This is a genomic window from Rheinheimera riviphila, assembly GCF_004005945.1.
GTDB lineage: Bacteria > Pseudomonadota > Gammaproteobacteria > Enterobacterales > Alteromonadaceae > Pararheinheimera > Pararheinheimera riviphila.
Genome location: NZ_SACS01000026.1, coordinates 25,515 through 51,632, shown reverse-complemented (window position 1 = coordinate 51,632; position 26,118 = coordinate 25,515). Strand labels below are relative to the sequence as shown.

At 47.3% G+C, this 26,118-nt stretch carries 22 protein-coding genes; 4 read left to right on the top strand and 18 right to left on the bottom strand.

The genetic code is table 11. The features are described from left to right. Positions 1–392 precede the first annotated feature (392 nt). The 13 genes from EOE67_RS18185 to nudF form a co-directional block, all read right to left on the bottom strand. Positions 393–1,481 carry a helix-turn-helix domain-containing protein gene (locus EOE67_RS18185; protein ID WP_127700753.1) on the bottom strand — a complete coding sequence of 363 codons (1,089 nt, stop codon included), beginning with the start codon at positions 1,479–1,481 and terminating at the stop codon, positions 393–395. 12 nt (positions 1,482–1,493) lie between these two features. Continuing rightward, positions 1,494–2,090 (bottom strand): hypothetical protein, encoded by a 597-nt coding sequence (locus EOE67_RS18180; protein ID WP_127700752.1) that lies wholly within the window; start codon positions 2,088–2,090, stop codon positions 1,494–1,496. A 383-nt stretch (positions 2,091–2,473) separates the two neighbouring features. Beyond that, complete coding sequence (locus EOE67_RS18175) at positions 2,474–2,878, bottom strand: hypothetical protein (RefSeq protein ID WP_206099661.1); 405 nt, start codon at positions 2,876–2,878, stop codon at positions 2,474–2,476. 330 nt (positions 2,879–3,208) lie between these two features. After that, the gene (locus tag EOE67_RS18170) at positions 3,209–3,709 is read right to left on the bottom strand and encodes a hypothetical protein (RefSeq protein ID WP_127700751.1); all 501 of its coding nucleotides are present in this window, start codon (positions 3,707–3,709) and stop codon (positions 3,209–3,211) included. A gap of 417 nt (positions 3,710–4,126) precedes the next feature. Then, complete coding sequence (locus EOE67_RS18165; protein ID WP_127700750.1) at positions 4,127–5,173, bottom strand: TniQ family protein; 1,047 nt, start codon at positions 5,171–5,173, stop codon at positions 4,127–4,129. A 5-nt stretch (positions 5,174–5,178) separates the two neighbouring features. After that, positions 5,179–6,216: a TniB family NTP-binding protein gene (locus tag EOE67_RS18160; RefSeq protein WP_164852432.1), complete on the bottom strand. Its 1,038-nt coding sequence runs from the start codon at positions 6,214–6,216 to the stop codon at positions 5,179–5,181. A gap of 1 nt (position 6,217) precedes the next feature. Then, positions 6,218–8,230: a Mu transposase C-terminal domain-containing protein gene (locus EOE67_RS18155; protein WP_127700748.1), complete on the bottom strand. Its 2,013-nt coding sequence runs from the start codon at positions 8,228–8,230 to the stop codon at positions 6,218–6,220. Next, on the bottom strand, positions 8,214–8,870 hold the full coding sequence (locus tag EOE67_RS18150) for a TnsA endonuclease N-terminal domain-containing protein (protein WP_164852431.1): 657 nt from the start codon (positions 8,868–8,870) through the stop codon (positions 8,214–8,216). Before EOE67_RS18150 ends, EOE67_RS18155 begins: the two co-directional genes overlap by 17 nt. Positions 8,871–8,992: 122 nt before the next feature. Next, positions 8,993–10,885 carry a DNA topoisomerase IV subunit B gene (gene parE / locus EOE67_RS18145; RefSeq protein ID WP_127700746.1) on the bottom strand — a complete coding sequence of 631 codons (1,893 nt, stop codon included), beginning with the start codon at positions 10,883–10,885 and terminating at the stop codon, positions 8,993–8,995. Between the two features lie 81 nt (positions 10,886–10,966). After that, a complete protein-coding gene (locus EOE67_RS18140) occupies positions 10,967–11,542 on the bottom strand; it encodes a YqiA/YcfP family alpha/beta fold hydrolase (RefSeq protein ID WP_127700745.1) in 576 nt (191 codons plus the stop codon). Next, the gene (locus EOE67_RS18135) at positions 11,539–12,324 is read right to left on the bottom strand and encodes a metallophosphoesterase (RefSeq protein ID WP_127700744.1); all 786 of its coding nucleotides are present in this window, start codon (positions 12,322–12,324) and stop codon (positions 11,539–11,541) included. Before EOE67_RS18135 ends, EOE67_RS18140 begins: the two co-directional genes overlap by 4 nt. Beyond that, positions 12,324–12,800: a DUF1249 domain-containing protein gene (locus EOE67_RS18130; protein WP_127700743.1), complete on the bottom strand. Its 477-nt coding sequence runs from the start codon at positions 12,798–12,800 to the stop codon at positions 12,324–12,326. Before EOE67_RS18130 ends, EOE67_RS18135 begins: the two co-directional genes overlap by 1 nt. A 9-nt stretch (positions 12,801–12,809) precedes the next feature. After that, positions 12,810–13,457, bottom strand: a complete 648-nt coding sequence (gene nudF, locus EOE67_RS18125; RefSeq protein WP_127700742.1) for an ADP-ribose diphosphatase — start codon at positions 13,455–13,457, stop codon at positions 12,810–12,812. A gap of 239 nt (positions 13,458–13,696) precedes the next feature. Between nudF and tolC the strand changes: the two genes are divergently transcribed. Then, on the top strand, positions 13,697–14,998 hold the full coding sequence (gene tolC, locus EOE67_RS18120) for an outer membrane channel protein TolC (protein WP_127700741.1): 1,302 nt from the start codon (positions 13,697–13,699) through the stop codon (positions 14,996–14,998). A 191-nt stretch (positions 14,999–15,189) separates the two neighbouring features. On the opposite strand, the gene EOE67_RS18115 is transcribed toward tolC, so the two are convergent. Genes EOE67_RS18115 through EOE67_RS18105 form a run of 3 tightly spaced genes read right to left on the bottom strand, consistent with a single transcriptional unit; the run spans position 15,190 to position 19,250 of the window. Further along, complete coding sequence (locus EOE67_RS18115; RefSeq protein WP_127700740.1) at positions 15,190–16,020, bottom strand: hypothetical protein; 831 nt, start codon at positions 16,018–16,020, stop codon at positions 15,190–15,192. 57 nt (positions 16,021–16,077) lie between these two features. Then, positions 16,078–18,573 (bottom strand): hypothetical protein, encoded by a 2,496-nt coding sequence (locus tag EOE67_RS18110; protein ID WP_127700739.1) that lies wholly within the window; start codon positions 18,571–18,573, stop codon positions 16,078–16,080. Beyond that, a complete protein-coding gene (locus EOE67_RS18105; RefSeq protein WP_164852430.1) occupies positions 18,558–19,250 on the bottom strand; it encodes a transglutaminase-like domain-containing protein in 693 nt (230 codons plus the stop codon). Before EOE67_RS18105 ends, EOE67_RS18110 begins: the two co-directional genes overlap by 16 nt. 601 nt (positions 19,251–19,851) lie before the next feature. Here EOE67_RS18105 and lpxL point away from each other — a divergent pair. Both lpxL and EOE67_RS18095 read left to right on the top strand, forming a co-directional pair. Further along, complete coding sequence (lpxL, locus tag EOE67_RS18100) at positions 19,852–20,775, top strand: LpxL/LpxP family Kdo(2)-lipid IV(A) lauroyl/palmitoleoyl acyltransferase (protein WP_127700737.1); 924 nt, start codon at positions 19,852–19,854, stop codon at positions 20,773–20,775. Between the two features lie 87 nt (positions 20,776–20,862). After that, positions 20,863–21,489 (top strand): TcpQ domain-containing protein, encoded by a 627-nt coding sequence (locus EOE67_RS18095; protein WP_164852429.1) that lies wholly within the window; start codon positions 20,863–20,865, stop codon positions 21,487–21,489. Here the strand turns inward: EOE67_RS18095 and glnE are convergent. Together glnE and EOE67_RS18085 are read right to left on the bottom strand one after the other, a co-directional pair. Further along, positions 21,443–24,274 carry a bifunctional [glutamate--ammonia ligase]-adenylyl-L-tyrosine phosphorylase/[glutamate--ammonia-ligase] adenylyltransferase gene (glnE, locus tag EOE67_RS18090; RefSeq protein ID WP_127700735.1) on the bottom strand — a complete coding sequence of 944 codons (2,832 nt, stop codon included), beginning with the start codon at positions 24,272–24,274 and terminating at the stop codon, positions 21,443–21,445. The genes EOE67_RS18095 and glnE overlap by 47 nt on opposite strands. Before the next feature lies 1 nt (position 24,275). After that, complete coding sequence (locus tag EOE67_RS18085) at positions 24,276–25,217, bottom strand: CYTH domain-containing protein (protein WP_164852428.1); 942 nt, start codon at positions 25,215–25,217, stop codon at positions 24,276–24,278. 168 nt (positions 25,218–25,385) lie between these two features. On the opposite strand from EOE67_RS18085, the gene EOE67_RS18080 reads away from it, so the two are divergent. Beyond that, positions 25,386–26,063, top strand: a complete 678-nt coding sequence (locus EOE67_RS18080; RefSeq protein WP_127700733.1) for a TIGR04211 family SH3 domain-containing protein — start codon at positions 25,386–25,388, stop codon at positions 26,061–26,063. Positions 26,064–26,118: the final 55 nt, after the last annotated feature.

Here is a 26,118-nt window from a genome sequence, read left to right as displayed (position 1 = left end):
CCATCAGATCTTCAGGAGATTTGCAGTCAGCTAACAGCTGATCCAGTAATTGGTCTGTAATTGGCATTCTTTATCCCTTCCAAGGAGTTAGGTAGAATGCCACTTACACAGATTTTTTTACAGACTCGATCATTGATGAGAATAAGGACTTTAATTCAATCAACCATCACCAAATAAGACAAAACCCGCTATGCGGGTCCTGTATCGTTGTACTTCAGCTAGAAAGCTAAGGTTAAAGGTTATCGCCAATGTTGCTCATCTCTTTGTGGTGGCAAAAACTCACTCCCAAGGTCAGTCTAGCGATAACAGCCGATGGTTGTTTTCGCGCCATTAGAACCCTCAGGGCTGTGCCTGTAATCTCTATCTGGGTAGGCGAACAGCAAGCATGAAAATTATACTGCTATCAAATGGTTAGAGGAAGGGAGACGCAAGTTGAATTTTGTCATAAACATATTTCTGTTTAAACCACTTTCTTTAACAATTGAATTTACAGTATGGATATCAAGTAAGTCTATTGCATTCTGAAGCATTGTGGGCTGCTCTATTAACATCAAGTCATCCCCACGCTCATTTTTGGTATAGCCGTTCTTGGACAGATAAATGTACGCAGACTTTGCTTTCTCTGGAGAAAGCAACCCCAAAGCTTTCGCCCTGTAAATTATCGCCTTTAGGCTAACACCCCATCTCACCTTCAGCTGAACAAGGGAATCCCAATTCAGGTAAGCGCCTCTAACCATCGGGAACTCAGAAGCAAAAGCACTTCGTGGCATCAGAAATGCGCTGGCAAAATTGTTGGCCTGTTGCTCAGTAGTGCGACAACCTGTTTCTATACCTTGGTGCATTATTAAATGCCCAAGCTCATGGGCGAAGTCAAACCTAAGTCTACCGGGGCTTAGTTTTTGAGTATTACGAACAACTATTGGTCTTCCAGTGAAAGTTGAAAAGGCGTCAATCTTTTCATCTGCATCAGCCAAGTTGACGACTATACAGCCAAGAGTTTCCAAAAGTTTTATAACATGAGAAATTGGCCCTAATCCCAACCCCAACTGTCTTCGAACTTTTTCTGCCAATACTTCAATATCTTTAACAGAGTCATATTCATGATCTTCGGCTTCATAAATGTTTATCGCTGGAAAATCTACAATATCGTCAATCAATGAAAAAATATGGCTATTCAACACTTCAACTTGTGCCACAATCGTCTTTTTAAGTTTCTGAGTTGAGGATCTAACACTTCTAAAATGACACTGTTCAGTCTCTAGGACTTTACTCCTTGTCTTGTTAAAGAAGCTTGTATCAACGCCTAAAGCGTCAGCCAATAACTTCAGTTGAGCAATTGATGGGATCGCATCATTTTCCAGCTTAGAGGCATACTGCCGTGTGACGCCAAGTATACTTCCAACATCAGCGAAAGATAATCCCGCAGCAAGTCTTGCTAACTTTAACTGTTCGCTATTAAAACGAAATGTTTTGCTATCCATTGTTTACTGCTGCTACTTACTTTCTTGCGTCTTTTGAGAACTATGTTTGAGTGACACTACAGGCATGTCAATTTCGACAGGCTGAGCCACTTCACCTGAAATTGGCGACGAAATTACATCTTCGTGTTCCCACATGCAAACAACATTTTCATTGATGTCGAAACCGACCAATGTCACAGATGGAGAGTAATCAACGCCATTGGACTTAGGGTTTAAGTAAAATCGCCAAATAAGAGGGATATCTGGATTGTGCTCCTCTAAATCCAGTCCTATCTGCTGTCTTTCAACCGCATTGCGTTTTACTCGGTGTGTTTTCTTCGGCGCATGTGGGTCATCAACTACAAACTGAACCAACGTGTTACCAATTCTTGCCGTATAGTCCATTGTTTGATTAGCTAAAGTTATCCAAGGATAATTGTCATCCTCATGCATAAGTTTCAGCATACCTTGAGGCAATCCATAATTGGCCGTGCCCTTGAACCATGCAGTAGCATTGGGGCTTTGGGCGAAACTTTCCGCCTCATCCAAAACGTCTAGCAATCGATTACTGACAATCTTTAAACGTTCTTCTGTTAAGTCCACTGAAAAGTTTTCTGGTACTCGACCCATTCTGTGCTCCAGCGTAAAAGGTTAAGCTAGCAATAGTTGTGAAATGCCATAACTATTTTATGCACATTTTAAAAAACGTCAACCTTTTATTGCTAAATCAAACTTTTGTCAACCTGAGCTTACCCCATAGCTAGGCTACAAAAAGTCCCTCCATCACCGAGTCACTGGTGAGGACAAGGCTTTGGATTCAACACAAACTACAAACCAGCCAGTTATTGGTAGACCCACTCTTTGTGCTCATATAAAGACTCCACAATTAAATTTATCGCCAAGTTTCACTTCCGACTTACGCTCAAAAATGTCTTTTCTAGTGAGTAGAAACTGGTGAATTCAGTACTGGTATCGTTTAAAAAAAATTGATGTCTTGAGGACTTAGGGTCCGGTTAGAAGTCATATTTGCCAGAATCTAAATCGTCAAAAAAGGTCTCAGCATCGACTAAATCATCTTGATCTAAATCAGAAAAACGAAGTTTGATAAGGCCCATTTTTTGTTGTTCTTTGAGAAAACTGATTTCATCAGGACTGAGACCGCCGCGCAACAGTTCAAAGTCTTGGATCTGAATTTCAGACTTTTTCCCATCACCTTCCACAAAGTATGTACTTCCACTAAAAGTTTTAACTAAGTTTTGCTTGGGAAGGATTGCCATTATCTTAGAAGTACAGACATAGTCTCCAACTGAAAACCTGTTTGTAACGTCTTGCGTGCAAATGCCCCATAGAATCCGACCCACCAATTGGTCTTTGTCGCAGATAGAGACGATATGCCAGTTTTTAACCTTCGTATTCATAAGCAAATCCCGGCTAATTGCGAGAGTTAAGATCAGTAACGCCATAGTTTTTGAAGCCAGCTGGCTGAAGAGTCGATTGGCACATGCCGCTATATCTACTACCAGTTAACCCCGATTTTATTTGCCTTTTCCGGCATTTCTTAAGTTGGCGGGGATTCATGCGTCCCTGTCGACGTATGCGTTTTATATAACATTGCTGTCCCTTTGCCTTACTTGCAGCTATTGATGCAAACGTGGTTTGCTCACAGTGCTTAACCAGACTGACGAATTGCTTTCGTGTTTTGAAGTGCTTAGATAGCAACGCTTTATTCCTACATGTCAGTTTGCGTTTCATGCTGACAGACCTTTGTCATTGAGTAAGAACTGAAATGCGAATTCTATTTCTCTAGTTAGCAGGTCAGGGTTCTGCTCATATTCGTGTTGAGCATATGCTGCACAAGCCTGAAACCAGAAACTGTCTCGTTCCGCCTTACAGTACTCAAAGCCCTCCGCTTTTTGCAGCCACATCAGAACACCTTCTGGGCTTCCCATTAGCTCCTTGAAAGCCTGACGCAAGTAATACAAAGCAACGTCATCACTAACTACGTTGCCATGTAAGGGAAAATGGCGTGAGCAGTAAAGTCCAAATCGGAGGGTTGCGAGCACACAGCCATAGCTTGAAAGCAGCTGAGCACCAGCTTGGAGAATGTTTACGGATGTTACGTTTGTATCAACGTTCCTCAACCACAATGGCCAGAGCATCGCTTGATAGTAAGGACCGAACTGAATAGCTACGGCTTCGATGTCTTCAAACGCGTTTTTTGGTAGTACGAAAGACATATCAAGGTGCATATCTGACTCCAGTACATGGCTGAAATTAGGGGCACACCTTACGGTAAATCAGACTATGTATGCCAAGAATCTTTGGCACCTAAAAACCGAAGACTGATGAAAAAATAGCCTTTCACAAATGAGCGTGGTAAATTAGAAAATGAGGATCAACTATATGTTTTTAAACATTATTTTATAGTTTATTAATTGGTTTATTTTCTTAAAAAGATCTCACTCTCGTCGAATAGATGGCTTGTCAATCTGTACGTTTCGACCAAATCCTTTATTTAGAGGGATTTAATTTCGTTTGCCATTGCTCAGATCGTCAAGCGTTTCAAATTACTTTAGCTTCTGCTATCACAGCTGTGTGGTAAATTGTGGTGACGTTGATGTTACAAAAAAACTATGCCTAGCCATCCAATAAAGAAACCACTTTTTTCAAGATTTAATAAGCTTGATTGCACTGCGAGCCAATATTGCTGGCGTTCCCGGCGCTATTATCATGTCACTTGAAAAATTCGTTCTAAGTAATGCTTCGTAGTAGCCCTTCTCAGCACAAAACAACTGCTCCAACAATCTTACCCCGACTCTTAATTGATCCAGTTCTGGTGGACACGATAATATAAAAGCTTGCAATGCCTTCCTTAAAAACGCTGCCCGAGGGTCTTCTAGCAAAGGTCTAACTGTTTGGATAATTCTGCCTAGGTCACTTTCGCCTCTCCGGTAAAGCTCAGTCACGGCTCTAGCAACTTCCGCATTGAGCATGCGCTCATTGCGGGATATTGTCCCGCATAAAAGCTGCTTTTGATAAAGCAGCTCAATTGCCGAATGCCGCCGAGCATGCCGCTTTGAAGTACTTAGATCATTGGAAAAATTGCTGACTAGCGATTTCATCAAAGTCAGTTCAAGCTCCGACTGAGTAATTTCAGTAGTAACACATGATAAATAGTCTTCAGGTTCCATGTTTTTTGAAGCAAACAAGTCGTAAATTTTCCTGCTGTAATAATCCGTTGCTTCAACCTGTTTAGGTTTATTATCCCTGATTGGCGTATGACAGTAGTCGCATTGCAGATCTATTAAGCCTTCATTTGTATATCGTTGATTACAACTGTGACAAGAATCAACCATCAAACACTCATGCTGCACGCAGCACAGGTAACTATTGAATGACCAATATGCAGGTGCCTCACAACCATCTTCGTAACAAATTGGGCATATCTTGATTCTTGACATGTCAAAATATGAACGATGACGGTTCACCAGAAGCCACACATCTACAAGCTTAGAGACCTCGCTGAAACCAGTTTTTTTAGCAAGAAAAGTACTGATGGCCTTTCTATCATTGAGCTTCGTTGAGTTCAGCGGGGCTACATACTTTGTAACATGAGCTTTAAAGCCCAAGTATCTCCAATGATTAGCCCGGCAAATTCTGGTCATATAACTTTGAAGCGACTCATTCGCCTTGATCTTGGGTCTTACTACCAAGTTAACTACCTTTTACTGAGTACAGTTTGTAAATTTAAATTAGAAAACTTAACAGTTGCATATGTGGGTTTAACTACTTTACTGGCTAGCCGCTCTGCATTTTCGTTCCAGTAGGACGATGTTTTTTGCTGCAATGCTTCCACTTTGTCAATTTCTACTGCGAGCGGATTGTTGCCATCCAACCAATCGGTATTTTCCTCGACAGCATCGATGAAATGCCGCTCCGATATAAATTGCGATTCATCATAAATGGCCTCAATACATGCAGGTTGGATAATACCCTCCATCAACTCGGATAAATTTCCCCGTGAAGCTGCAAAAAGTCTGAATGCCATTTCCTGTTCCCAGAGCTCTCGATATGGCTTAATCGGCAGCTCCTGTTCAACTCGTTGAAGAAACATCTGAAATTCATTGAATGTGTCAAGTGTGTAATTTTCAATAGTATAACTATTCTTTCTGACACGCCTACGTAACTGGTCATTAACATCCAGTATTGGTTTAGCCCAAGGAACTCCCAGAAATACAATCGGTATTCTGGCAGCATCAATGAAAATCTTGAACCACTCGCCGATATCTTCAAATATGTCTTCATTAGCAGCATCAATTGCGTGCTGAAACTCATCAATGATGATCAGTTCAACTTTTGCCTTTTTGGCTAGATGCACCAGTCGATTGGTTAATCCCGGAACGTCATCACCTTTACCTTGAAGTTCATCTCCCATTTTTACCAATAATTGCTCAACCACATGAACCGGGCGTTTGGATTTTGGTAATGAGCAATAAAGAACGGGAATAACAGTTTTTTCCTCCTCGCCATCCGCTACATCATATCGCTGATTTGCTTCGAGGTACTGCTCAATAAAGGTCGTCTTTCCAACTCCTGTTTCCCCAGTGACAAACATGCAGTCAGGTCGATTTTTATATCCATCGATAATCGCCAACTCTCGTATTCGCTTCATGCTTTGCAGCATTTTTTGAAGCGTATTGGTTGGGATGAAAATGTTTTTTACAGCTCTAATTTTTTCTTTTTGCTCAGGTGTCATTTTAAAAGTCCAACTTATCGGGGAGCGTATTATTAGTTCCATCAAAACCGATTACTTTTTCTTGTCTTCGTTCTGTTGCAGACCCAACGTCTGGCTTGGGTACACCCCGGTATTCATTTGATTCATCGACAACAGTACCTTTCGTAGTGTTATCTTTTTGCTGACCAACATCGGCCCACCGACTCACAGACTGATTTGTACTAATTTTGCCTTTTCGAGACTTAATGTGCTCTTGAACCATTTCCTCAATTTGCATTCTTGCAATAGCTAAGGCTTCGGCATCAACCTTGCCGTTGAGGAATTTGCGATTGAAGTTTAGAATAATTTTGTGTTGATGAAGACGAAGCCCCTTGGCATAAGACTGATTCAGGGCAGGTACGGTAATATACCTTTTGTCATGAGAATTTCGTTCATCCAGAACATAGATTTTTCCTAGATCTTCTCTATCGATTTTGAAAGTGACATTTTTGAATCCAACCTCAGCTCTCAGCTTAAACAACTCGTCACTATCGTACTGAATATACTGGAACTTTATCCCTCCCTTGTTGTTTTTAGCTGTTTTTGTTTCGGCCAAAACGATATCAAGCGCTTTAGGGTCTACGGTTCTCAGTGGCACCTTATCACGATCTTCATTCCAGCTAACGCTCGGAATGATAGTACCCTGAGCAACTTTCTGCTGATGGTAGATGTCGATGAGCCATTTGTGAAAAATTTCCAAAAAGAGGCCCATTGTGATGATGGCGTGCTTCTTAGGATCATAGTTATTGCTGTCCACTATATTGGGAAACACTTTGCCACTTTTGTCGTCTAATAGTTGCTGATTAATTGTATCAAAATAGGATTCAATACTTCCCTTGTACCAAGGATGTCGGGCTGGATTTCGATGAATTCGAATATTCAAGTCTAAGCATGCATCTTCAAAAGCACGGCTCTCAAAGTCTTTACCTCTGTCAACCGATAAGACTTTAGGTGGACCATATGCGTCATATGAATTAACAACTGATGGGTAGAGTTTTTTTACATAGCTTTTCGGTAGAATTGCATGCCTCAAAGCCTTTGCGATACTCAAATAGCTGGCTTTTTCAAAGCCAATGTAAAAACCAAGAACCGATTTTGACTTATAATCCAATAACGCAGTTACATTTGGGCGACCTAAGATAAGGTTCGTTTTTTCGTCTACTATAAAGAGGTCTAACGTTGTATGGTCAACCTCTACTCGCTGAAGAATAAGTGAAATTTCTTGTGGCAGTCGAGCGACGCGATACTCTTTTCTCGTTTGTTCTTTACCCGCTCTGGTTTGCATAAGTTCTCTTGGGGCTTCTTTTTCAAGCCGCTTAACAAATGCTGTTCTAGTCGGTACTTTTAGTTTTTTTTCTGCATCTGCTATTTTCGAATTATCGTAATTAATCCTCGTTTCCAGATTACCAAAAGCAGTTGCGATAGACGGTCTTTCCAATTTTTTAAAGGAATCAATTGCTAATTGTATGTACCGTTCAACCCGAACATCCACTTTAGGTGAGCGGTTCCCTTTATTAGCTCTTTGCGGAATAAGAGCCCGGATGGAATGAGCGCCTTCAACGAATGACTTCAGCCATCGCTGAACGCTTCGTACACTAGGCCTCTTAGACAAATATTCAAATTTTTCATTATTCCAAATATCAGTAATTGGCTTAGTCAATCTCTGTTCGGAGTGTGAAGGCAGCCCCATGTCTACAATACCAGTGACGAAGATATATCTATCCCTAGCTTCCTTTTTCAGATCCTCAGGATAGTTTTCAAACTCAACAGCATCACTTTTAAGCAGTTTTCGAGTCGATTCCAGCCTTTGGTGAATAACAGCAGTCCCTGCAATAATCATTTCTTGTATGACATGTATTTTTCGAGAAGACTCAATCCCCGTCAGAGAGTCTTTTAATCTCAAGCTGCTCAGACTGCTCTCTAAAATTTCAAACTGTGCCTGACTGCCTTCATGCTCTATGACGATGAAATCACCAACGCTATAAGTAACAATCATAACTATCACCAGTTTGTTTAACTAAAGTGCTCTTTGACAGGAACCCAGAACTCAACGAAGCGGATAACTTGCGATCAAATATTAGCCTGAAGACTTGTTCAAAATCAGCGTCAGAATCATTTCGAATCAGGGCTTTGATGGGTAATTCGTGGTACTTATCAAGCAGTGAGATAACGTGGACAAGAAATGTTGCATCTATCTCGATGGTTCTTGCACCCCACATGGTCTGTAAATTTTCATAAACCGGTTTATTACGGATAAAATCCTCGTTCAGTACAGTAAAACCCTTTCCCTTTTTCATCGCGGCCTTTGAAATAGCCTCTTTCCACTTTTCAAAATTGGCGATTCTAGCGATGTCAGCCAAATATTTAATCTCGAAGTAGCAAGAAGAGCCATCTGTATACTGAACTTCAAAGTCTGGGGAATAGGTATGAACTGCGTCTTCGAAAAAATACTGAAAGGAGTATGGCTGCGCTTGATAACACTTTACTGTGCTGTCGAATTCAAGATGGTAGCAGAAATCAGCTTCTAGGGGGCTTTCTAGATAGGTTTCTGGATCAATCGATTTTTTACCATTGAACACGTTAATGCTTTTAGACATCAGCTTTTTAACATTTCTACGCTTAGGAACAAATGGCATAAGGAAAATAACTCTAGATTGATCAGTCTTGAGTTATATCTCACAAACAGAATATGTCAAGTTATGGTTTTATTAAATGTCACCATATGGTTTCGATATGTCAAATTATGGTGTTTACATCATTAGGCAATGACCGCGCGGTCGCCTTTCATTTCCAGCCAGTCACGCCGATCATTGGCGCGCTTTTTCGCCAGTAACATGTCCATCATTTCCATCGTTTGCTGCACGTCATCAATGGTCAGTTGCACCAGACGACGGGTATTGGGATCCATGGTGGTTTCGCGCAGCTGCAATGGATTCATTTCACCCAGACCTTTAAACCGCTGCACGTTAATTTTGCCACGTTTTTTCTCAGCTTCCAGCCGGTCTAACACGCCGTTTTTCTCTTCTTCATCCAGCGCGTAATACACATCTTTACCAATATCAATCCGATACAACGGCGGCATCGCGACATAAACATGACCGGCATCAACCAGACTACGGAAATGTTGCATAAATAGCGCACAGAGCAAGGTGGCGATATGCAAACCATCGGAATCGGCATCCGCCAGGATACAAATTTTTCCGTAGCGCAGCTGAGTTAAATCCGCCGAGTTTGGATCCATACCAATCGCCACCGAAATATCATGCACTTCCTGCGAGCCGAGAATTTGTTCGGAATCGACTTCCCAGGTATTCAGAATTTTCCCGCGCAGTGGCATCACCGCCTGAAATTCGCGATCCCGCGCTTGTTTAGCGGAACCACCAGCGGAATCCCCTTCGACTAAAAACAATTCAGTGCGGTTCACATCCTGCGCGCTGCAGTCGGCTAATTTACCCGGCAACGCAGGCCCGGCCGTGACTTTTTTACGGACGATTTTTTTGGCGGCTTTTAAGCGTTTTTGCGCATTGTTAATGCAAAATTCCGCCAGCATTTCGGCAATTTCAGTGTGCTCATTCAGCCACAAACTGAAACTGTCTTTGACCACGCCAGTGACAAAAGACGCCGCCTGACGGCTCGATAACCGCTCTTTGGTCTGGCCGGCAAATTGCGGCTCCTGCATTTTTAACGACAAAATATAACTGCAGCGATCCCAGACATCTTCCGGCGTTAATTTAATGCCACGCGGTAATAAGTTCCGAAACTCACAAAAATCGCGCAGTGCTTCCAGCAACCCCTGGCGTAAACCGTTGGTATGGGTGCCGCCTTGCGCAGTTGGGATCAAGTTGACATAACTTTCGGTAACCAGCTCGCCGCCTTCCGGCAACCATAACACCGCCCACTCCACCGCTTCGTGGCTGGCGGCAAAACTACCGGTAAAAGGTGTTTCCGGCAGCGCGACCATGTCTTTGACCGCATCAATTAAATAATCACGAATACCGGCGATATAACACCAGCTGTAGCTCTGATCGTTAACTTTATCTTCGAACTTCACCGTCAGGCCGGGGCACAATACCGCTTTAGCTTTGAGCACATGCAACAAGCGGCTGACTGAAAATTTATTGGAATCAAAATACTTAGGATCCGGCCAAAACCGCACACGGGTACCGGTATTGCGCTTGCCGACAGTCCCGGTAATGGCCAGTTCTGACACTTTGAATCCGTGTTCAAACGCCATTTCATAAACATTGCCATCACGACGCACTGCCACATCAACCCTTGTCGATAAGGCGTTGACCACTGAAATACCAACCCCGTGTAAACCACCGGAGAACTGATAATTTTTATTGGAGAATTTACCACCGGCGTGCAGGCGGCATAAAATCAGCTCGACGCCACTGACGCCTTCTTCCGGGTGAATATCGACCGGCATGCCGCGGCCGTTATCAATGACTTCCAGCGACTGGTCCGGGTGCAAAATCACCTGAATTTGATCAGCATGACCGGCCAAAGCTTCATCGACGCTGTTATCGATGACTTCCTGCCCCATATGGTTCGGGCGGGTGGTATCGGTATACATTCCGGGACGGCGCTGCACCGGCTCAAGACCGGTCAGTACCTCAATCGAATCGGCATTATAAAGTTGTTCAGTCATGGTTTTACTCTGGGTGCTATGGGCATTCCACCCCGACAAAGGTTAGGGCGATGCAAAGTCACTGTATTGATCACCAGTGTTTTACGCTAATTGGCAGAATTTGACAATATCCGGCAACCGATTGGCATAGCCCTGATAGCTGTGATCGCCGCCTTCTTGTACATCTAGCTGACAATGCTGATAAAAATCGAGCGCTTCGCGATAATCCAGCACTTCATCGCCGGTCTGTAGCAGCACTTTAATTAGTGAATGTGCAGCAGGTTTTTCAGGCGCTAACCGAGCTAATTGCGGCAGATGTTCAGCGCTAACGTCATAATGGCGCTGCAACACCGGGTGAAAATATCGCCCTAGATGCTGCTGTAGTAACAAATGTGGTTGCACCGCCGGATTAATCAGCACGGCTTTACATTGGAACTGCTGCGCCAACCGGGTCGCCAGAAAACCACCCAAGGAGCTGCCGATCACTGCATCGGGAATACGCCCTTGCAGCACGTCAACAATACACTGTACCGCTTCAAGCGGGGTATAAGGTAAATCAGGTAGCAACAACTGATGTTGCGGCAGATGCTGCTGAAAATATTCAGCCGTCAACAGCGCTTTTTCAGATTGCGACGAGCTGGCAAAGCCATGCAGATACAGCACTAATTTTGCAGTCAAAGCCGGATAAACTCCCAATGCACGCTGCCATCGGCAGCAAAATTCCAGACACACCCCTGTGGCCCCTGATCTTCAGTTTGCCAATCAGCGCTCAGTGTAAACTGCACTGAAGTCGCCGGACAACCGACAATCGTCAAACCCGCCGGATGGCCTGCTTGATAGCCTATCTGATGAGTGGCCTGGTAAGCAGAATGGCAATGGCCGTGCGCCAGCCCTTTCACCTGCGGATGTTCTGTTAATAAACTCAGTAATGCTTCAGGGTGCTGCAGACCGTGCCGGTCAATTGCCGCGCCAATCGGCAGTGGATGATGATGACAGAATAACCAAACCGGCGTCCGGGTGTTTTGCAGTGTCGTTGCCAGTTCAAGCAGCCTTGGTTGATCAAATTCTCCGGCTGGCGTTGCGCCTTTGGTATTCAGTAATAACCATGTCCAGCCGTTGGCGGTGACTTCTGTGGCCGCGACAAACGGAGGTTTGGCGAACGCTTGCGCCATCAAATCTGGCTCATCGTGATTGCCCGGCAGATAAAACACCGGTGATGGCCAGTCTTTCAGTAAATCAGCCAACAGCTGATAAGACGCCAGACTGTGATCCTGGGTTAAATCGCCGGTCAACAGCAAAGCGTCAAACGCCTGGGTTTTCAAAGCGCCAAGTAACGCGGCCAGATGCTGATAAGGCTTGATCTGCTGATAGTCAGCTTGTGGATCAGCGAGCAGATGGCAGTCAGTGAGTTGTAACAAACGGTAATGAGCTTTCGTGGCAAAAAGATAAGGGGCAGACACTAACTTAAACTCTCCACACTGTGGTAACCCTGACGCTGGCACAACATTAACCAGTCGCGCAGCAGCAAGTTAATTTGCCGTTTTTCATCCGGCTGCATCATTTCAAGATTGGGGTAATCGTAGACCGCTTTAAAACGCCTGACCTGCTGACAAGACACCACTTCAGCCAGGCGGGCATCGTGATACAACCGCACTTCAAATTGCGGCCGCAGCCAGCCTAATGCGGTGTCACTGACATGTTCAATTTTGATAGTGGTGGTGAATTTACAAAGCTCCAGCAGTTTGATGCGATAGCCTTCGTATTCGTTGATTTGAATGACTTTGCTGGCTCCGGCCGTCATTTTCGCGGCAATGTCACTGTGGGCCGCAGCAGCTCCGGGTAAAAAGAATCGCAGCTGGGCGTAATTCCGTTCACAAAGCGTGAGGAAGTCCGGCACATATGGCTTGTAACTACGTTTTTTGGCCAACAACGTCATGGCTGAAAGTTACTCCCAGGCAGCACAAATTTTTGCGTGATGTAATTCCAACCATTGTAGTGCAATCACTGTCGCGGCATTGTCAATTTTACCATCGGCCAATAACTGCATCGCTTCGCCACGGCTTACCAAATGCACCCGGATATCTTCATGCTCTTCCGGTAACCCAAAAATTCCGGGCTTCACCGGTGCAATTAATTCACCTAAAAACAAATGGATCCGCTCCGTAGTGCCGCCGGGGCTGGATAAATAACTTAGCATCGGCGCTAACCGGCCCAGGGTTAAACCCGCTTCTTCCAATGCTTCGCGTCTGGCCACCTGCTCACAATCTTCATCCAGACCGGCATCATCTTTGCCGATCATGCCTGCGACCGCTTCCAGCAACCAGGGGCTTTGACTGCTATCCTTAGCCCCCAGCCGGATTTGTTCGACCAACACCAATTGATCAGAGTTCACATCATAAGGTAACACCACCACCGCATGACCCCGTTCGAACATTTCACGGGTGACCACCTCACTCCACCCGCCCGCAAACAGCCGATGACGCATTTTATATTCGTTGATCCGGAAAAAACCCTGAAAAACGGTGCGTTGACCGAGGATTTCAACATCATCTTGCTGGAAAGTGGGATACTCGATCCCGTTGATTTCAGACATAATGTACCCAAAGTAATTGAAGTTGCAGTGCGGCGGCGAGTGAACGAATCCCCATGAACATAGCTGTTCTATGTGATTGGGGTGAGTGAAGGAAGCCAACAAAACTGCAGCTTCAAGTACGAAGGGTACGACTCACATTCTGTTACACTTGCCCGAACAACTTTTACGCATTAGTTGTGACTTAGTGTACGCTAACACGATATTATTCGTTCACTTTAGTTATTCCATAGGATTGGGTTATGAAGAAAACCTTATTACATTCACTGGTCTGCGCGGCCGTCGGCCTGTTAAGTCTGCAAGTCAGTGCCGAAAATCTGCAAAACGTTTATCAACTCGCATTAAAAAAAGACCCTCTGGTGTTACGTGCTGCGGCACAAAGTGATGCGGCCAAAGCGGCCATTGACATCAGCAAAGCCAGCTTTCTGCCGACCATCGGTTTTGAAAGCGGCATTAAAAAAGGCCGTGCTAAAGTTGCTGGGGTGACTTCGCCACTGGAAACCAGTTATTCCAACTCCATTTCGCTGCAACAAACCATTTTTAACTGGGCTGACTGGTCAAATTTATCCACTGCCGAAAAACAAGCACTGCAAAGCCAAACCAGCTACAACGCGACGTTGCAAGCACTGATCGTACGGGTTTCCACTGCTTATTTTAATGTATTGAGTGCTGATGACGATTTAACGTTTGTCGTGGCTGAAAAGCGTGCCGTTGAACGTCAGCTGGAACAAACCAAACAACGTTTTGCCGTGGGTTTAACCGCCATTACTGACGTGCATGAAGCCCAGGCGCAATATGACAGCGTGGTCGCTCGCGAAATCGCGACCACCAATGCGCTGGAAAATGCCAAAGAAGCATTGCAGGAAATTACCGGTGAATACCATTCAAAACTGGCGCCGTTAAATACTGCTAACTTCACACCGATTGCACCACAACCAACGGCTGCCGCTGATTGGGTGGCGCTGGCTGAAGAAAACAATCTCGATTTAAAAGTGCGCAAACTGGCAGTTGAAATTGCCCAGAACGATATTGATGTCGCCGATGCCGGTCACTACCCGACAGTCGGTTTAAACGCGACAAAAGTGTTGAATGACAGCCGCAATGACTTCCAGGCGAATAGCGATTCGATTGGCGTGTCGGTAAACGTGCCAATTTACTCTGGCGGTGCGACTTCGGCCAATCAGGACGTGCGTCGTGCCAACTATGTGGCGACCAGCGAAGATTTAGAACTGGGGCACCGCAGTGTGTTGCGTCAAACCCGCAGCTTCTATAACAACGTTGGTGCAGCCATTGCCGGTATTAAAGCACTGGAACAAGCAGTCATTTCGGCAGAAAGTGCGTTAAAAGCCACTGAAGCTGGTTTTGAAGTCGGCACCCGGACCATCGTCGACGTGCTGATCAGTACCCAGAACCTGTTTAATGCCCGCCGCAATCTGACCAAAGCCCGTTACGACTATATCCTTGCGGTATTATCGCTGAAACAGGCTGCCGGCACTTTGACTGAAGCGGATCTGGATGTTGTGAATCGCTCGTTAGGTGCATAAATTTAAAAGCGTTTTAGCTAAAAGCGTTTAAAGTTAACAAGGTCCGGTGCGCCGGGCCTTTTTTATTGTCAATTTAAAGCAACCTTCGATGAAGGTGGAGATCGGCTCTGCGGCTATGCCCAAAAAAGCCCGCACCAGATTGCATTTCATCTTATTTTTGTGGAGTGTGCCCCTGTTCACTCCGCCAGCCGCTACTTTTGCCAGGCACTCAGCAGGTAGTCCGGCACAAAATCAACAGGCAGCACAAAACGGCAACCGGGTGCCAGTTCCGGCCGGTGCATTAAATCGTGCGGCATCAGTTTTAGCTGCTGTTGGTTATGTTGCAATAAGGGTTTGATCGAAAGGCCGCGCCATAAAGCGCAAATCAGTAGCAAAGTAACACTTTGGCAGATAAAGCCTTCATGGCCGTTATATAAATAGCTGCCCACTTTACGGGCTTTTTGATAGTGCCATTGCAGTATCTCGTCCATTGCAATGGCAGCAGCATTGCAGTCTCCCTGCTCAATCGCCTGTAATGCCGCGACAGTTCCTGCCGGGTAATAGGTTTTTTTATACAGTTGTATTTTTTCTAACGGCGCTTGCAGTGTTGACCAAGCAATCGGCTGCCCGAGCCATAATGCCGCCAGTGCACGGTAAAATGGCACATAAAACAAATAATTTTCGATAATAACCGGCTGGGTACTCTTGCTGATAACGTCTGCCCAACTGCTGGCTTCAGCCGCATTACCGGACAACAAAGCGTGCTTAAAACAATTCAACAAACCAGGATAATATTCCAGCTCATTGGCATAACCTACCGCCATGCGGGCTGCCGGGAAAGCCTGCTGGCGCTGCTGCCCTGCTTCAGCTGGCCGTTGTAGTATATTGAGCAAATAAGATTTGTTCAGCCGCAGGTTGGAGTCGCTCATCCAGGCAAAAAATCTGGCATCTGGCACTGCAGTTGCGGGATCGTAGTCCAGATATAACTCAGCGCACTTGAGCCTGTAGCTAAACTCGTCCTGTATCGAAATAGTGTTTTGCATAAATATCCCTTTCTCACATAGGCAAAAACGCGGCTGCGAGGCAGCCGCTGTGCAGTATTACGGTTTAATCGGTAATTCAATAATCACGATATGATCTAGCTTGGATTTTGCAGTTGTACCGGCAAATTCTGGGTGCTTGCTTAATTTGTCGGTGACACCAATCCCACGGTGTTGATCGGTCACTACCACAACTTGCTTGCGCACATTACCATTTTTAAAAGTTGTCCAAAGTTCGCTCTTTTGTTGTGTAGTCATCCCCGGGGTGCGAAACAAGGCGCTATCCATTCCAGCGTCTAAGTTTTGGCCAAACAACCAGGTATCCGTCATCTGTTTATTGGCGCCGGAACCAGCTAATGACCCCACGCCGAAATTACTGCCGGTGCCGATAAACTTGGATTCAGTAATGACAAAATTGCCTTGGGCATCTTTGAAAATACTGTCAATACCATGCTGGTTGGGCGTGCCATTACAGAAATAACAGCTCATGCCACGCTGTCTGGTGCTGTAGTCTATCGCAGCTTTTTCACCTAACAAAGCTTTGGTCGGGGTATCAAGCTGACCCGTCGGAATACCGAGATGGCGTAAATAAGCCTGACCATCCTGAACCGCAATATTGTTAAAATTCAACCCATTACGGCTGGCTGTTGTGGCCACTGCATTAAACTGACCGCCCAGTTTGGTACTATTGCTGCTGAGATTGTCACTTTGTTTAAACAGATTGGCGAGCGCTTTATTGCTGTCAGGGCCTAAATTGTCATACAACTGTTTGCTGGTGGACTGGCCAATATTGTCAAAATAGGAACTGGCAATTTTGTAGCCTTTTTTACTAACATCAAAAATCGGAACAATGCCGGCGGCGGCTAATGCCACACTGCTGCCACTGCCATTGTTAAAGGTGTAATCCCACATAGTGATGCCGATATTGCGAAGGTCGCCCACCACTAACAAATCAGAGACAAAGGCAGCACCCTGACTGAGGTTACTGGCGTAAGATGTGTCATAAGCAGTTTTATCAAACTCGCCGTACAGCACACCATTCGCAATCGCACTGATGGCATAACCGACATCCTGCAGCAAGTTGCGGTTGGTTGTCGGTAAATCCATCGGGGTAAAGTTTTGCCGGCCACCGGCCTGACCGCCATTGATCATAAAACCGGCCGCACCCGTGGTCGGATCCAGAACGATGTACCCCAGCCCCAGCCATTTACCGACTTTCAGCTGCCGTTGCGGTGTGATCACATGCCGGCCGGCGTTTACCGCCTGTTGCAGACTGTTTTTCAGCTCAGTCGGTAAATCCAGTTGCGGCAATACGGTGGCGGCATTGGCTTTGGTGATACTGTAAATCGGGATTTCGTGATTGGCCGCAAAGCGCAAAAATGACATAGTTGACACCGACGGCCAGCCAGCGGTTTTTTCAAACACCGCATGTTCCAGTGCAGAAGCAGCGTACCCGACGGTTAATAACGTGGCCGCAGCATTAAAACTGCTGTCATTGTTGGCGCTGAACAGGCTGTAGATATTGCGCGGTGCATCAATGCCGCGCTGACCAACTGACATCAGGAACTGACCCTGACCATTTGGACGCGCGCTCAGATCAATAGAGATCAGAGCTTCTGACAGCTGATGAAAAATCACAGCATTGGAACTGGCACTGATGTTATCAATGGCGTTATCCAACTGGCGGAAGTACGACATGCCGAGAAAATGTAAATACTCGCCGGCAAAAGCTTCATCCAGCACATTGTTCTGATAGGTATTTTTCAGCTGATTCAGCAGTTCTGCTGAACGTTTCAGTTTTTCGCTGCCGACTTTTTGTGTATCCAGCGCGATGGCATAAATACCGCCGGCGGTAACATTATGGCTGACACTGTCTTTGCTAGAGCCACCTTGCCAGAAAGTGACTTTCATCACCTGGTAACTGCCGACACTGACCGCAGAGCCTGTGGCAATCACAGTGCCGGCCAGCCGCAATTGTGGCTTCAGATTAACGCCTTTGTACTGCACGTTTAAAATGCCACCGGCCGCAGCAATTTTGCTTTGATCGGCTGCAGTGGCTGCCACATAGTCAACGGTCAAGCGCTTGGCAGCTACCGCCGGCCGGCTGATTTTATGACTGAACCCCGGCAGTGCTACCTGGATATGCTGGCGCTGGCTGTCGGTTAATTCATCAAAACGGCTGACAGTTCCCTGAATGGTGAATGGCAGCGTTGTTGGCAGTGCACTGACCGTCGTCACGATCACTGTTCTTGGATTAATCGCTTGTGCCGGTGTCAGGGTGGGCTGACCTGCCAGATATTCGGCAGTTCTGCTCATATGCTGGTCCACCACGGTATCGACCAGATCCAGGTTAGGTTCGGCAATCATATCCGGGTTGTTTAACAGACCGTTGCGGTCCAGTTCCCGGTATAAATCGGCCGGATCACTGCCGGCAGCCTGATGCAGATTGCTGCCGCGGCTCAGGCTGTGTGGTTTAAAGCTCGGGTCCAGCGACTGCCAGCTGGCGGTCGCCGGCTGATAAAATTCGACCCAGACCCGTTTCAGTTCCAAAGCCACCGGCTTTTTTGTGCATCCTGATACAACTTCGGGCTATAACCAGCGGTCGCCAGTATATTGGCTGCCCTGGTCAGATCCTGAGTCCCAATCCAGTCGGGCACCTGGGTCGGATCAAACCGGACTGTGGCAGTGGCATAACGTGCCTGGATCCCTGCGGCTCTTAAAGTGGTGATCAGCGCGCTGGCCAAGTCGGTATCATTACCGGCTTTTTGGAAAAAAGTTTCCTGCGCCCCTTTTAACGCTCCGGTGTAAAAAGGTTCAAAGGTGTATTGCTGAATAAAATGCCGGTAAATCGCGAGTGGATCACGATTCAGACTGTCGGCCAGTTGCTGTAGATCCGCAGTAATGACAGTATCAACACTGGAGCTCGAAACTGATTGCCGGACTAACTGATCAGCATCCGCTGGCCGTACTGCCGGACTGGGTTGCAGTGGCGCTGCCAGTTCCAGCAGCTGGCGCTCTGCGGTTTTCTGGCTGACGGAATTAGGCAACATGCCACTGTCAATAGCGCGTAGCGGTAACAATTCACCGGCAGCAAATTTTTTGGCCTCAAGTTGAGTGGCTTTATCGCTGCTGGCCGCAGCAGGCAACAACTGAGTTGCAGACCAGAGTACAACAGCGAGCGATAACCAGCGACGGCTGCGGTTGTGCGCCCTGAGAGAGAGCAAATTCAACATAAACAACATTCCTTTTGTTAGTGAATGACTGCGCAGAGCAGTCCACTGAAGGGTTCAGTGGCTGTTGAAATTAACATCCCCAAAAGGCGATCTTTTTTCGTTTATTTGATATTTAAATGATATTTATGCTGCAATCAAACTTAAAAGGTAATAAAAATGTTATGTAACATTGAAAATGTAGCCTGTATGGAAACTACGGCGCGTCAAGATTTTTTAGTTAACAACAGCTGACAGAATAGCTATAAACATGCTTTTTTCTTCAACAAGCTTAGATGAGTCATTAGAGTGCTTTTCGTCGGATCTCCCAACATGTTGTTTTAACCGGCTTGATCCAAGGTAAAATCGTAGATCTACCCCAGCCCAACAGATCTTCCGGACTTCGCCACAGATGCCAGGATTAAAGCGTGTTGACCTTTTCTTCAATGGCGTAACAATTCAGACTGATTCGGGTGTGAGAAAAGAGCCTGAGTACTTACCAGACGCAAAAAAACTTGCTCATGGGTATTAGCGCTGAAAGTCAGGTTTCAACCAGGTTCCGCTGTGACCTGTTTTCAGCCGGGATTTCGGTTACAATGCCGTTTTTGCAGTTTGAGGACCCGCCTTGATCAAGTCTCCGCCATTTCAATTATCGTTATTGCATCCACGTTACTGGTTATTGTGGCTGGGGTTAGGCCTGGCTTATTTACTGAGTTGGTTGCCTTATTCCTGGCTGATGGCGTTGGGTCGTGGCTTGGGTCTGTTAACCTTTAAGTTATTAAAATCCCGCCGCAAAATCGCCAGCCGTAACCTGGAACTATGTTTTCCGGAAAAAACTACGGCCGAGCGAGACCAACTGCTACAGGAAAACGCCCGGCAAACCGGTTGTGCACTGATTGAAACTATTATTGGTTGGTGGTGGCCGGATTGGCGCTTTAAGAAACTGGCGCAATTTGACGGCTTTGAACATATCCAGGCGGAACTTGACCAGGGCAAAGGCGTGTTACTGCTGGCGACCCACATGCTGCACTTAGAAGCGGCCGGTCGGGTGATTGGTCTGACGCACCCCAGCGTTGGTTTTTACCGCCCACACAACAATGCGCTGATGGAATTTTTCATGTACCGCGGCCGTATTCGCAGCAATAAATACATGATTGGTAAACGGGATGTGAAAGGCTTAATCGAAGCTTTAAACGGCGGCGAAATTTGTTTTTACCTGCCGGATCAAGACTACGGCCGCAAGCGTGCGGTGTTTGTCCCCTTCTTCGCCGTCGCGGATACCGCCTCCACCACGGGCACGTCGTTATTCGCCAAAGCCGCCAATTGCAGTGTGGTGCCGGTCTATACCCAAAGTTTGCCTGGTAATAAAGGGTATCGGGTTCAAGCCTTGCCTGCGCTGAAAAATTTCCCGACTGGCGATGATGTCGCTGACATTACGCGGGTCAATCAGATTGTCGAACAAGCGGTCTTGCAGGCGCCTGGCCAATATATGTGGCTACATCGTCGTTTTAAAACCCGCCCGGCAGAATCGGACGCCAGCTACTATTAACCTTCAGGATGGTCGGTGAATTAGCAGTTGGCAGGGTCAGGTTCTTTGACTAGTATGACGACTGCGAGCAAAAAAAGGATTGCCATCATGTGGTTTTGGGTTAAACACTTATCAGCAGCCGTGGTGTTATTGATCATCGCATTTGTGGTGTTGTTCAGTCCGGATCTGTTTCAAAGCAGCCCCAGCAAGGCACCCGTCAAGGTGTCGCAAACTGCCGCCCAGACTTTTACCAACTTTTATGAACAAATCCGCTATTCGCTGGATGGCAGCAAAGATGTCGCAAAAGAGTTTATCGTCGAGTTACCAGACACCAGCGACAAACTAACCCAAACCCTGGCCTCCCGCACCAACACAGTGCCGGAGCTGGGGCCGAACTGGACCGGTAATTCCACCCAACGTAAGTTTCAGCCCGGCAGTAAAATCCGCGAGCAAATGACTGGCTTTGCTGGCAGTGAAGGCATTGAATTGATTTGGACGCTCCCCAAGGATTATGTGGTGAAGCATTATTTCCATAGCGAAGGCGACTACCTGGCCACGTTACGTGATATCGCCACCGCCATCGCACCAGACTTCCAAACACCGATTTTAGTATTTTTGTGCCCCAAAGAACGGGCGGCGGTGATCACCGACAAACATAACCCGTTTCTCGACAGCAATTGCACGCATCTTAATGCGGAAGCACCGGCGCGGTCTCCAGCACCAAGGCCCAACTAGCCTGCACTTGTTGCATCGCCGCGCTGACATCCGGCAAATCAGTGGTATCAACCGGCTCTAGTGTTAGCCGATGACTGACGCCACGTAAATCGCGATAAGCCTGCTGCAATAATGCGGCCTGTGCTAATGGCATTAAACCGGCGACCACCGCCGCATCCAGAATGCGGATATTGTCGCTGTATTGATACAAGCACGGAAACTTCGCGGCATAGGCCAGCACCAGATACTGGCTGATAAATTCCAAATCAACCACCCCACCGCTGGCATGTTTGACTTCAGCATTATCAACACCATGATGTTCCCGCAGCTTTTGCCGCATCTCCACCACATCGGTTTGCAGTTTTGGTAAATCGCGGGGCTTAGCCAGCACTTCAGCGCGAATATCGTCAAAACGCCTGGCAATCACTGCATCACCATAAATCAACCGGGTGCGCACCAAGGCCTGATGTTCCCAGGTCCAGGCGTCTTGCAATAAATAATCCCGATAGGTTTCAATATGTACTGTGAGCAAACCGGCATTTCCGGACGGACGCAAGCGGGTGTCGACGTCATAAAGCACACCACTAGCGGTGCGGGTGGTACACAAATGCAAAATTCGTTGTACCAGTTTTAAATAGAACTGCCGCGAATCAATGGCCCGGTCGCCACTGGTATCGGCCAGCGAATCACATTGATGTAAAAAGACTAAATCTAAGTCTGAGCCATAACCGAGCTCCAACCCACCAAGTTTGCCGTACGCCACGACGGCGAAATTTTTTGGCGAACCGGCAGCAAGACCAGCCGGATACCCATATTTTTCAACCATTTGCTGCCAGGCTAAATCCACCACTTTTTCCATCACCGCTTCGGCCAGCCAAGTCAGGTGATCACTGACTTTCATCAATGGCAAAATGCCGGTGATATCGGCAGCGGCAATCCGTAACTGCTGCGCCTGTTTATATTGGCGTAGCGTTTCCATCACCAGTTCTAAATCATCTTCCGGCACCCGTAACAGCTGCAAACGTAAGCGGTCGCGATAATCGGCGACTGTCGCCACCTGATACAATAATTCCGGGTCTATCAGCTCATCGAGCAACATTGGATACCGTGCCAGATGGGTCGATAACCAGCCACTGCGGCCACAGAGTTTCACCAGTTGCTGCAAGGCTTTGGGGTTTTCAAATAACAATTCGAGATAAGCGGTACGGCTGACAATTTGCCGGAATACCACCAGCACGCGGCTTAACACCGCCGATCCAGCCTGCTCTAGTTCAAGATCATGCAACAGTTGCGGGATCAGTTTTGCCAGCAATTCCCGCCCACGCGGGCCAACACTGCGTTTTTGACAATCGTGTTTAAACTGCACCACCGCTTCGACCAGCTGCACTGCATCTTCAGCCGCTAACCAGTTGATTTCATCAGCAAGTTCAACTGCCGACAACTCGCTGTCCCAGAGAATTCGTCCCAGTAACACTTGCTCAGGTTCAGCATTGTCTTCGTGCGCGATCACTTGTTTAAACTGCTGATGGACGCGGGCCATCGCCTGATTAATGCGCTGGGATAAATCATCCCAATCGGTTGCGGCGCAGGCCAGCACCAGTCGTTCCCGCGCCAATGGATCTGCAGGTAAGGTTTGGGTTTGTTGATCGTCCATGCCCTGCAGTGATTGTTCGACCTGGCGTAAAATCAGGTAATCCTGCAGCAGTGCATCCGCCTGGGCTTGGGTCAGAATTTCGTTGTCCGCCAGTGCCTGCAACGCCAGAAAAATCGACGGTTGTTGCAACTGCGGAATACGGCCGCCGCGAATAAGCTGCAGCGTTTGCACTATAAATTCCACTTCCCGAATACCGCCGGCACCAAGTTTAATATTGTCGATGCGATTGCGGCGGCGATTTTCCTGCTCGATCAGTTGTTTCATCCGGCGCAAAGATTCAATGGCGGAAAAATCGATGTAACGCCGATAGACAAAGGGTTTGAGCATCGAGGTCAGTTCTTGAGCGAACGGCTCTCGCGGGTTTAAAATCCGCGCTTTGAGCATGGCGTAACGTTCCCAGTCACGGCCTTGCGCCTGATAATAATCTTCAAAAGCAGCGAAACTCAGCACAAGCGGGCCGCTATCGCCAAAAGGCCGCAACCGCATATCCACCCGATAGACAAAGCCATCAGCGGTGACCTGATGCAACAGCGCAATCAACTTCTGGCCGAGCCTGGTGTAAAACTGCTGATTTTCCGAGCTGCGCCGGCCACCGCTAGTGTCACCATTTTGTGGATACACCAGAATTAAATCGATGTCGGAGGAGAAATTCAGCTCGCCGCCTCCCAGTTTACCCATGCCAAGAATGAGCAGCGGCATCGGTTGACCTTGTTCATCCAGTGGCTGCCCCCATTGCTTGGCGAGCTCGGCGTAGGCCCAGTGATAAGCGGCGTTAATCAGTTCATCGGCCAGCAGCGATACCCGTTTCAGCGACTGTGCTACCGATTGCCTGGCAAACACATCGTCGGCCAGAATTTGCACCAGACTCGCATTACGATACCGCCGCAACTGGCTCATCACCTGCGCTTCAGTGGCGTCAGTTGTCAGCTGCAGTTGTGATATTGGTTCAGCGTCTAACAGAATTGACATCAGTTCTGGTTGTTGCAACAGCACCCGACCGGCGAAGCTGCTACAGGCAACTAAATGCTCGATTTGTGCCAGTTGTGCGGGCGTCAATGCGGCCAGCGGCAGCGACGATAATTGGCTTTGCACCGCTTGCTGCAATGGTTCGCTAATTGGTTTTGCCTGCCATCTCAGAGGATTGCTGTTCATTTCAGACGGCTCCAACCGGTTGCGCTAACAGCCAACCGGAAAAATCCAGCAGCCATAACGACAGCGCTGTGGATTGGGTCAGTTCGAGACTGGCGGCACGTTGTAATAACGGTTGCAGTTGTTGATCCGGTTGCGTCGATAATAATCGCTGCAACTGCTGCAACTGCTGCCACTGTTGAGCTATTGCGGCGCCAAGCAGCTGCTGTTCCTCAGGCTGCTGTGCCAAATGCTGCAACCATAAATTCTGCTGTAACTGGCGTAATAACAGGCTGAAACTTAACGCCGGATCGGCAGCGACCGGCGCCAACTGCAACGGCTGTTGCTGCGCTAACCGATAACCACGCTCGGCTTTGGACTGAAAGCCTAAACAAAGTGGCAAGCATTGCAACAACTGCTGCGCCAACAAAAACAGCTGCTGCGCATCACCTGTCATAAGTTCAAGCTCAATTTCCAGCAGCGGCTGACTGCGCCCGTCTGCCAGAACCTGGCCCTGATCCAGCACGGCTTCCACTGTGGTACCGTCCTGTAAGGTTAGTACCCAACAATGGCGGACAAAATCGGTACGGAACAATTCCTGGAGTTGCTGCTGCAAAGCGGCGATATCGGTGCCTTCTGGCCAAATTTCTACAGGAAAATCAGCCAGCTGCGGAGTAACGCCAGCACAAGGCTGATTGTATTCCGGCCGCACATGGGCGGCGCCCAATTGCTGACCCGCCAGTTTAATCGTCTGCTGGTATTGACCATTTTTACAGCGGGTACGCAGCCCCGCGTCGTGGCGGCGAAACCACTGCGAGCCAGTTTCAAAATAAGCATTTAGTAACGTCACCGGAGGCTGCGACTGCACCTCTTTGGCCAATGTCGGCCAACTGTCGCTGACCTGTTGCAGCAGTGCCGCTGACATCGGGGCTGTCACCCACAGTTTTAATTCTACTTCCAGACTCATGCGAAAATTGCCCCTGTGCTGCGCAGATGCGATGCCGTTGATCATAGCTAAAGAGCGCAACATAGGACATCCAATGGCACGCAGCAAGTGTTTTTGCTTGTCAACCGGTTAACAACTCCCTATGATCCAAAGCATTACTCGCCTGTTCCGGTTGGATGAGAACCTGATATGTCTGATTTGTTCCGCTCTGCTTTTTCCCGCGCTGTGTATAGCACTGTTTTTTTCACCGTCGCTGCCAGCAGCGCCATGGTCCATGCCCAGCAAGTTCCTGCTCAAACGCCGGTTGCCACAGTTGAAACCCCAGCGGTTGAAAAACCTACCAGCAATGAAAAACCAGCCTTTATAATTGATACCTTAAGCACGCCAGTGCGCTCTGGTCCTGGTAATGAATACCGCAGCATTGCGACGGTAGGCGCTGGCGAAAATGTTACTTATATCGGCCAGAATCCGGCCAATGGTTTTATCAAAATTCGCGACAACGCTGGCAATGAAGGCTGGCTCAGCGGCGAATACATCACTTATACCGCGAGCCCAAAATCCAGCCTGGAAAGTTTAAAACAGCAACTCAGTCAGCAGGAAATGATTGCCGCCGCGTTCGAACAAGAGCGCAGCACCTTGCAAGCTGCCGTGACAACTGCTGAAACCGCGCGTGACGCGGCCATTGCTGAAGCAGAACTGGCCAAACAAACCACAGTGGCGCTGACCAAACAACTGGCCGAGCAAAACCCACCGCTGGCGCAAAATAAAATGGTGATTGGCGGCGGCATTCTGGCCGCTGGTTTATTACTGGGCTTAATTTTGCCGGTGATTATGCCAAGCCGTCGTCGTAAAGATCGCTGGATGTAATTCCAAATCAATTGCAAGGTTAAGACTAACGGGATCAGTGCTGAACGCTGCTCCC

Coding starts and splice junctions, on each gene's coding strand:
- EOE67_RS18185 (WP_127700753.1), bottom strand. CDS start 1,481: ATGGATAGCAAAACATTTCGTTTTAATAGCGAACAGTTAAAGTTAGCA.
- EOE67_RS18180 (WP_127700752.1), bottom strand. CDS start 2,090: ATGGGTCGAGTACCAGAAAACTTTTCAGTGGACTTAACAGAAGAACGT.
- EOE67_RS18175 (WP_206099661.1), bottom strand. CDS start 2,878: ATGAATACGAAGGTTAAAAACTGGCATATCGTCTCTATCTGCGACAAA.
- EOE67_RS18170 (WP_127700751.1), bottom strand. CDS start 3,709: ATGCACCTTGATATGTCTTTCGTACTACCAAAAAACGCGTTTGAAGAC.
- EOE67_RS18160 (WP_164852432.1), bottom strand. CDS start 6,216: ATGACACCTGAGCAAAAAGAAAAAATTAGAGCTGTAAAAAACATTTTC.
- EOE67_RS18155 (WP_127700748.1), bottom strand. CDS start 8,230: ATGATTGTTACTTATAGCGTTGGTGATTTCATCGTCATAGAGCATGAA.
- EOE67_RS18150 (WP_164852431.1), bottom strand. CDS start 8,870: ATGCCATTTGTTCCTAAGCGTAGAAATGTTAAAAAGCTGATGTCTAAA.
- parE (WP_127700746.1), bottom strand. CDS start 10,885: ATGACTGAACAACTTTATAATGCCGATTCGATTGAGGTACTGACCGGT.
- EOE67_RS18130 (WP_127700743.1), bottom strand. CDS start 12,800: ATGACGTTGTTGGCCAAAAAACGTAGTTACAAGCCATATGTGCCGGAC.
- nudF (WP_127700742.1), bottom strand. CDS start 13,457: ATGTCTGAAATCAACGGGATCGAGTATCCCACTTTCCAGCAAGATGAT.
- tolC (WP_127700741.1), top strand. CDS start 13,697: ATGAAGAAAACCTTATTACATTCACTGGTCTGCGCGGCCGTCGGCCTG.
- EOE67_RS18115 (WP_127700740.1), bottom strand. CDS start 16,020: ATGCAAAACACTATTTCGATACAGGACGAGTTTAGCTACAGGCTCAAG.
- EOE67_RS18105 (WP_164852430.1), bottom strand. CDS start 19,250: ATGTTGAATTTGCTCTCTCTCAGGGCGCACAACCGCAGCCGTCGCTGG.
- EOE67_RS18095 (WP_164852429.1), top strand. CDS start 20,863: ATGTGGTTTTGGGTTAAACACTTATCAGCAGCCGTGGTGTTATTGATC.
- glnE (WP_127700735.1), bottom strand. CDS start 24,274: ATGAACAGCAATCCTCTGAGATGGCAGGCAAAACCAATTAGCGAACCA.
- EOE67_RS18085 (WP_164852428.1), bottom strand. CDS start 25,217: ATGAGTCTGGAAGTAGAATTAAAACTGTGGGTGACAGCCCCGATGTCA.
- EOE67_RS18080 (WP_127700733.1), top strand. CDS start 25,386: ATGTCTGATTTGTTCCGCTCTGCTTTTTCCCGCGCTGTGTATAGCACT.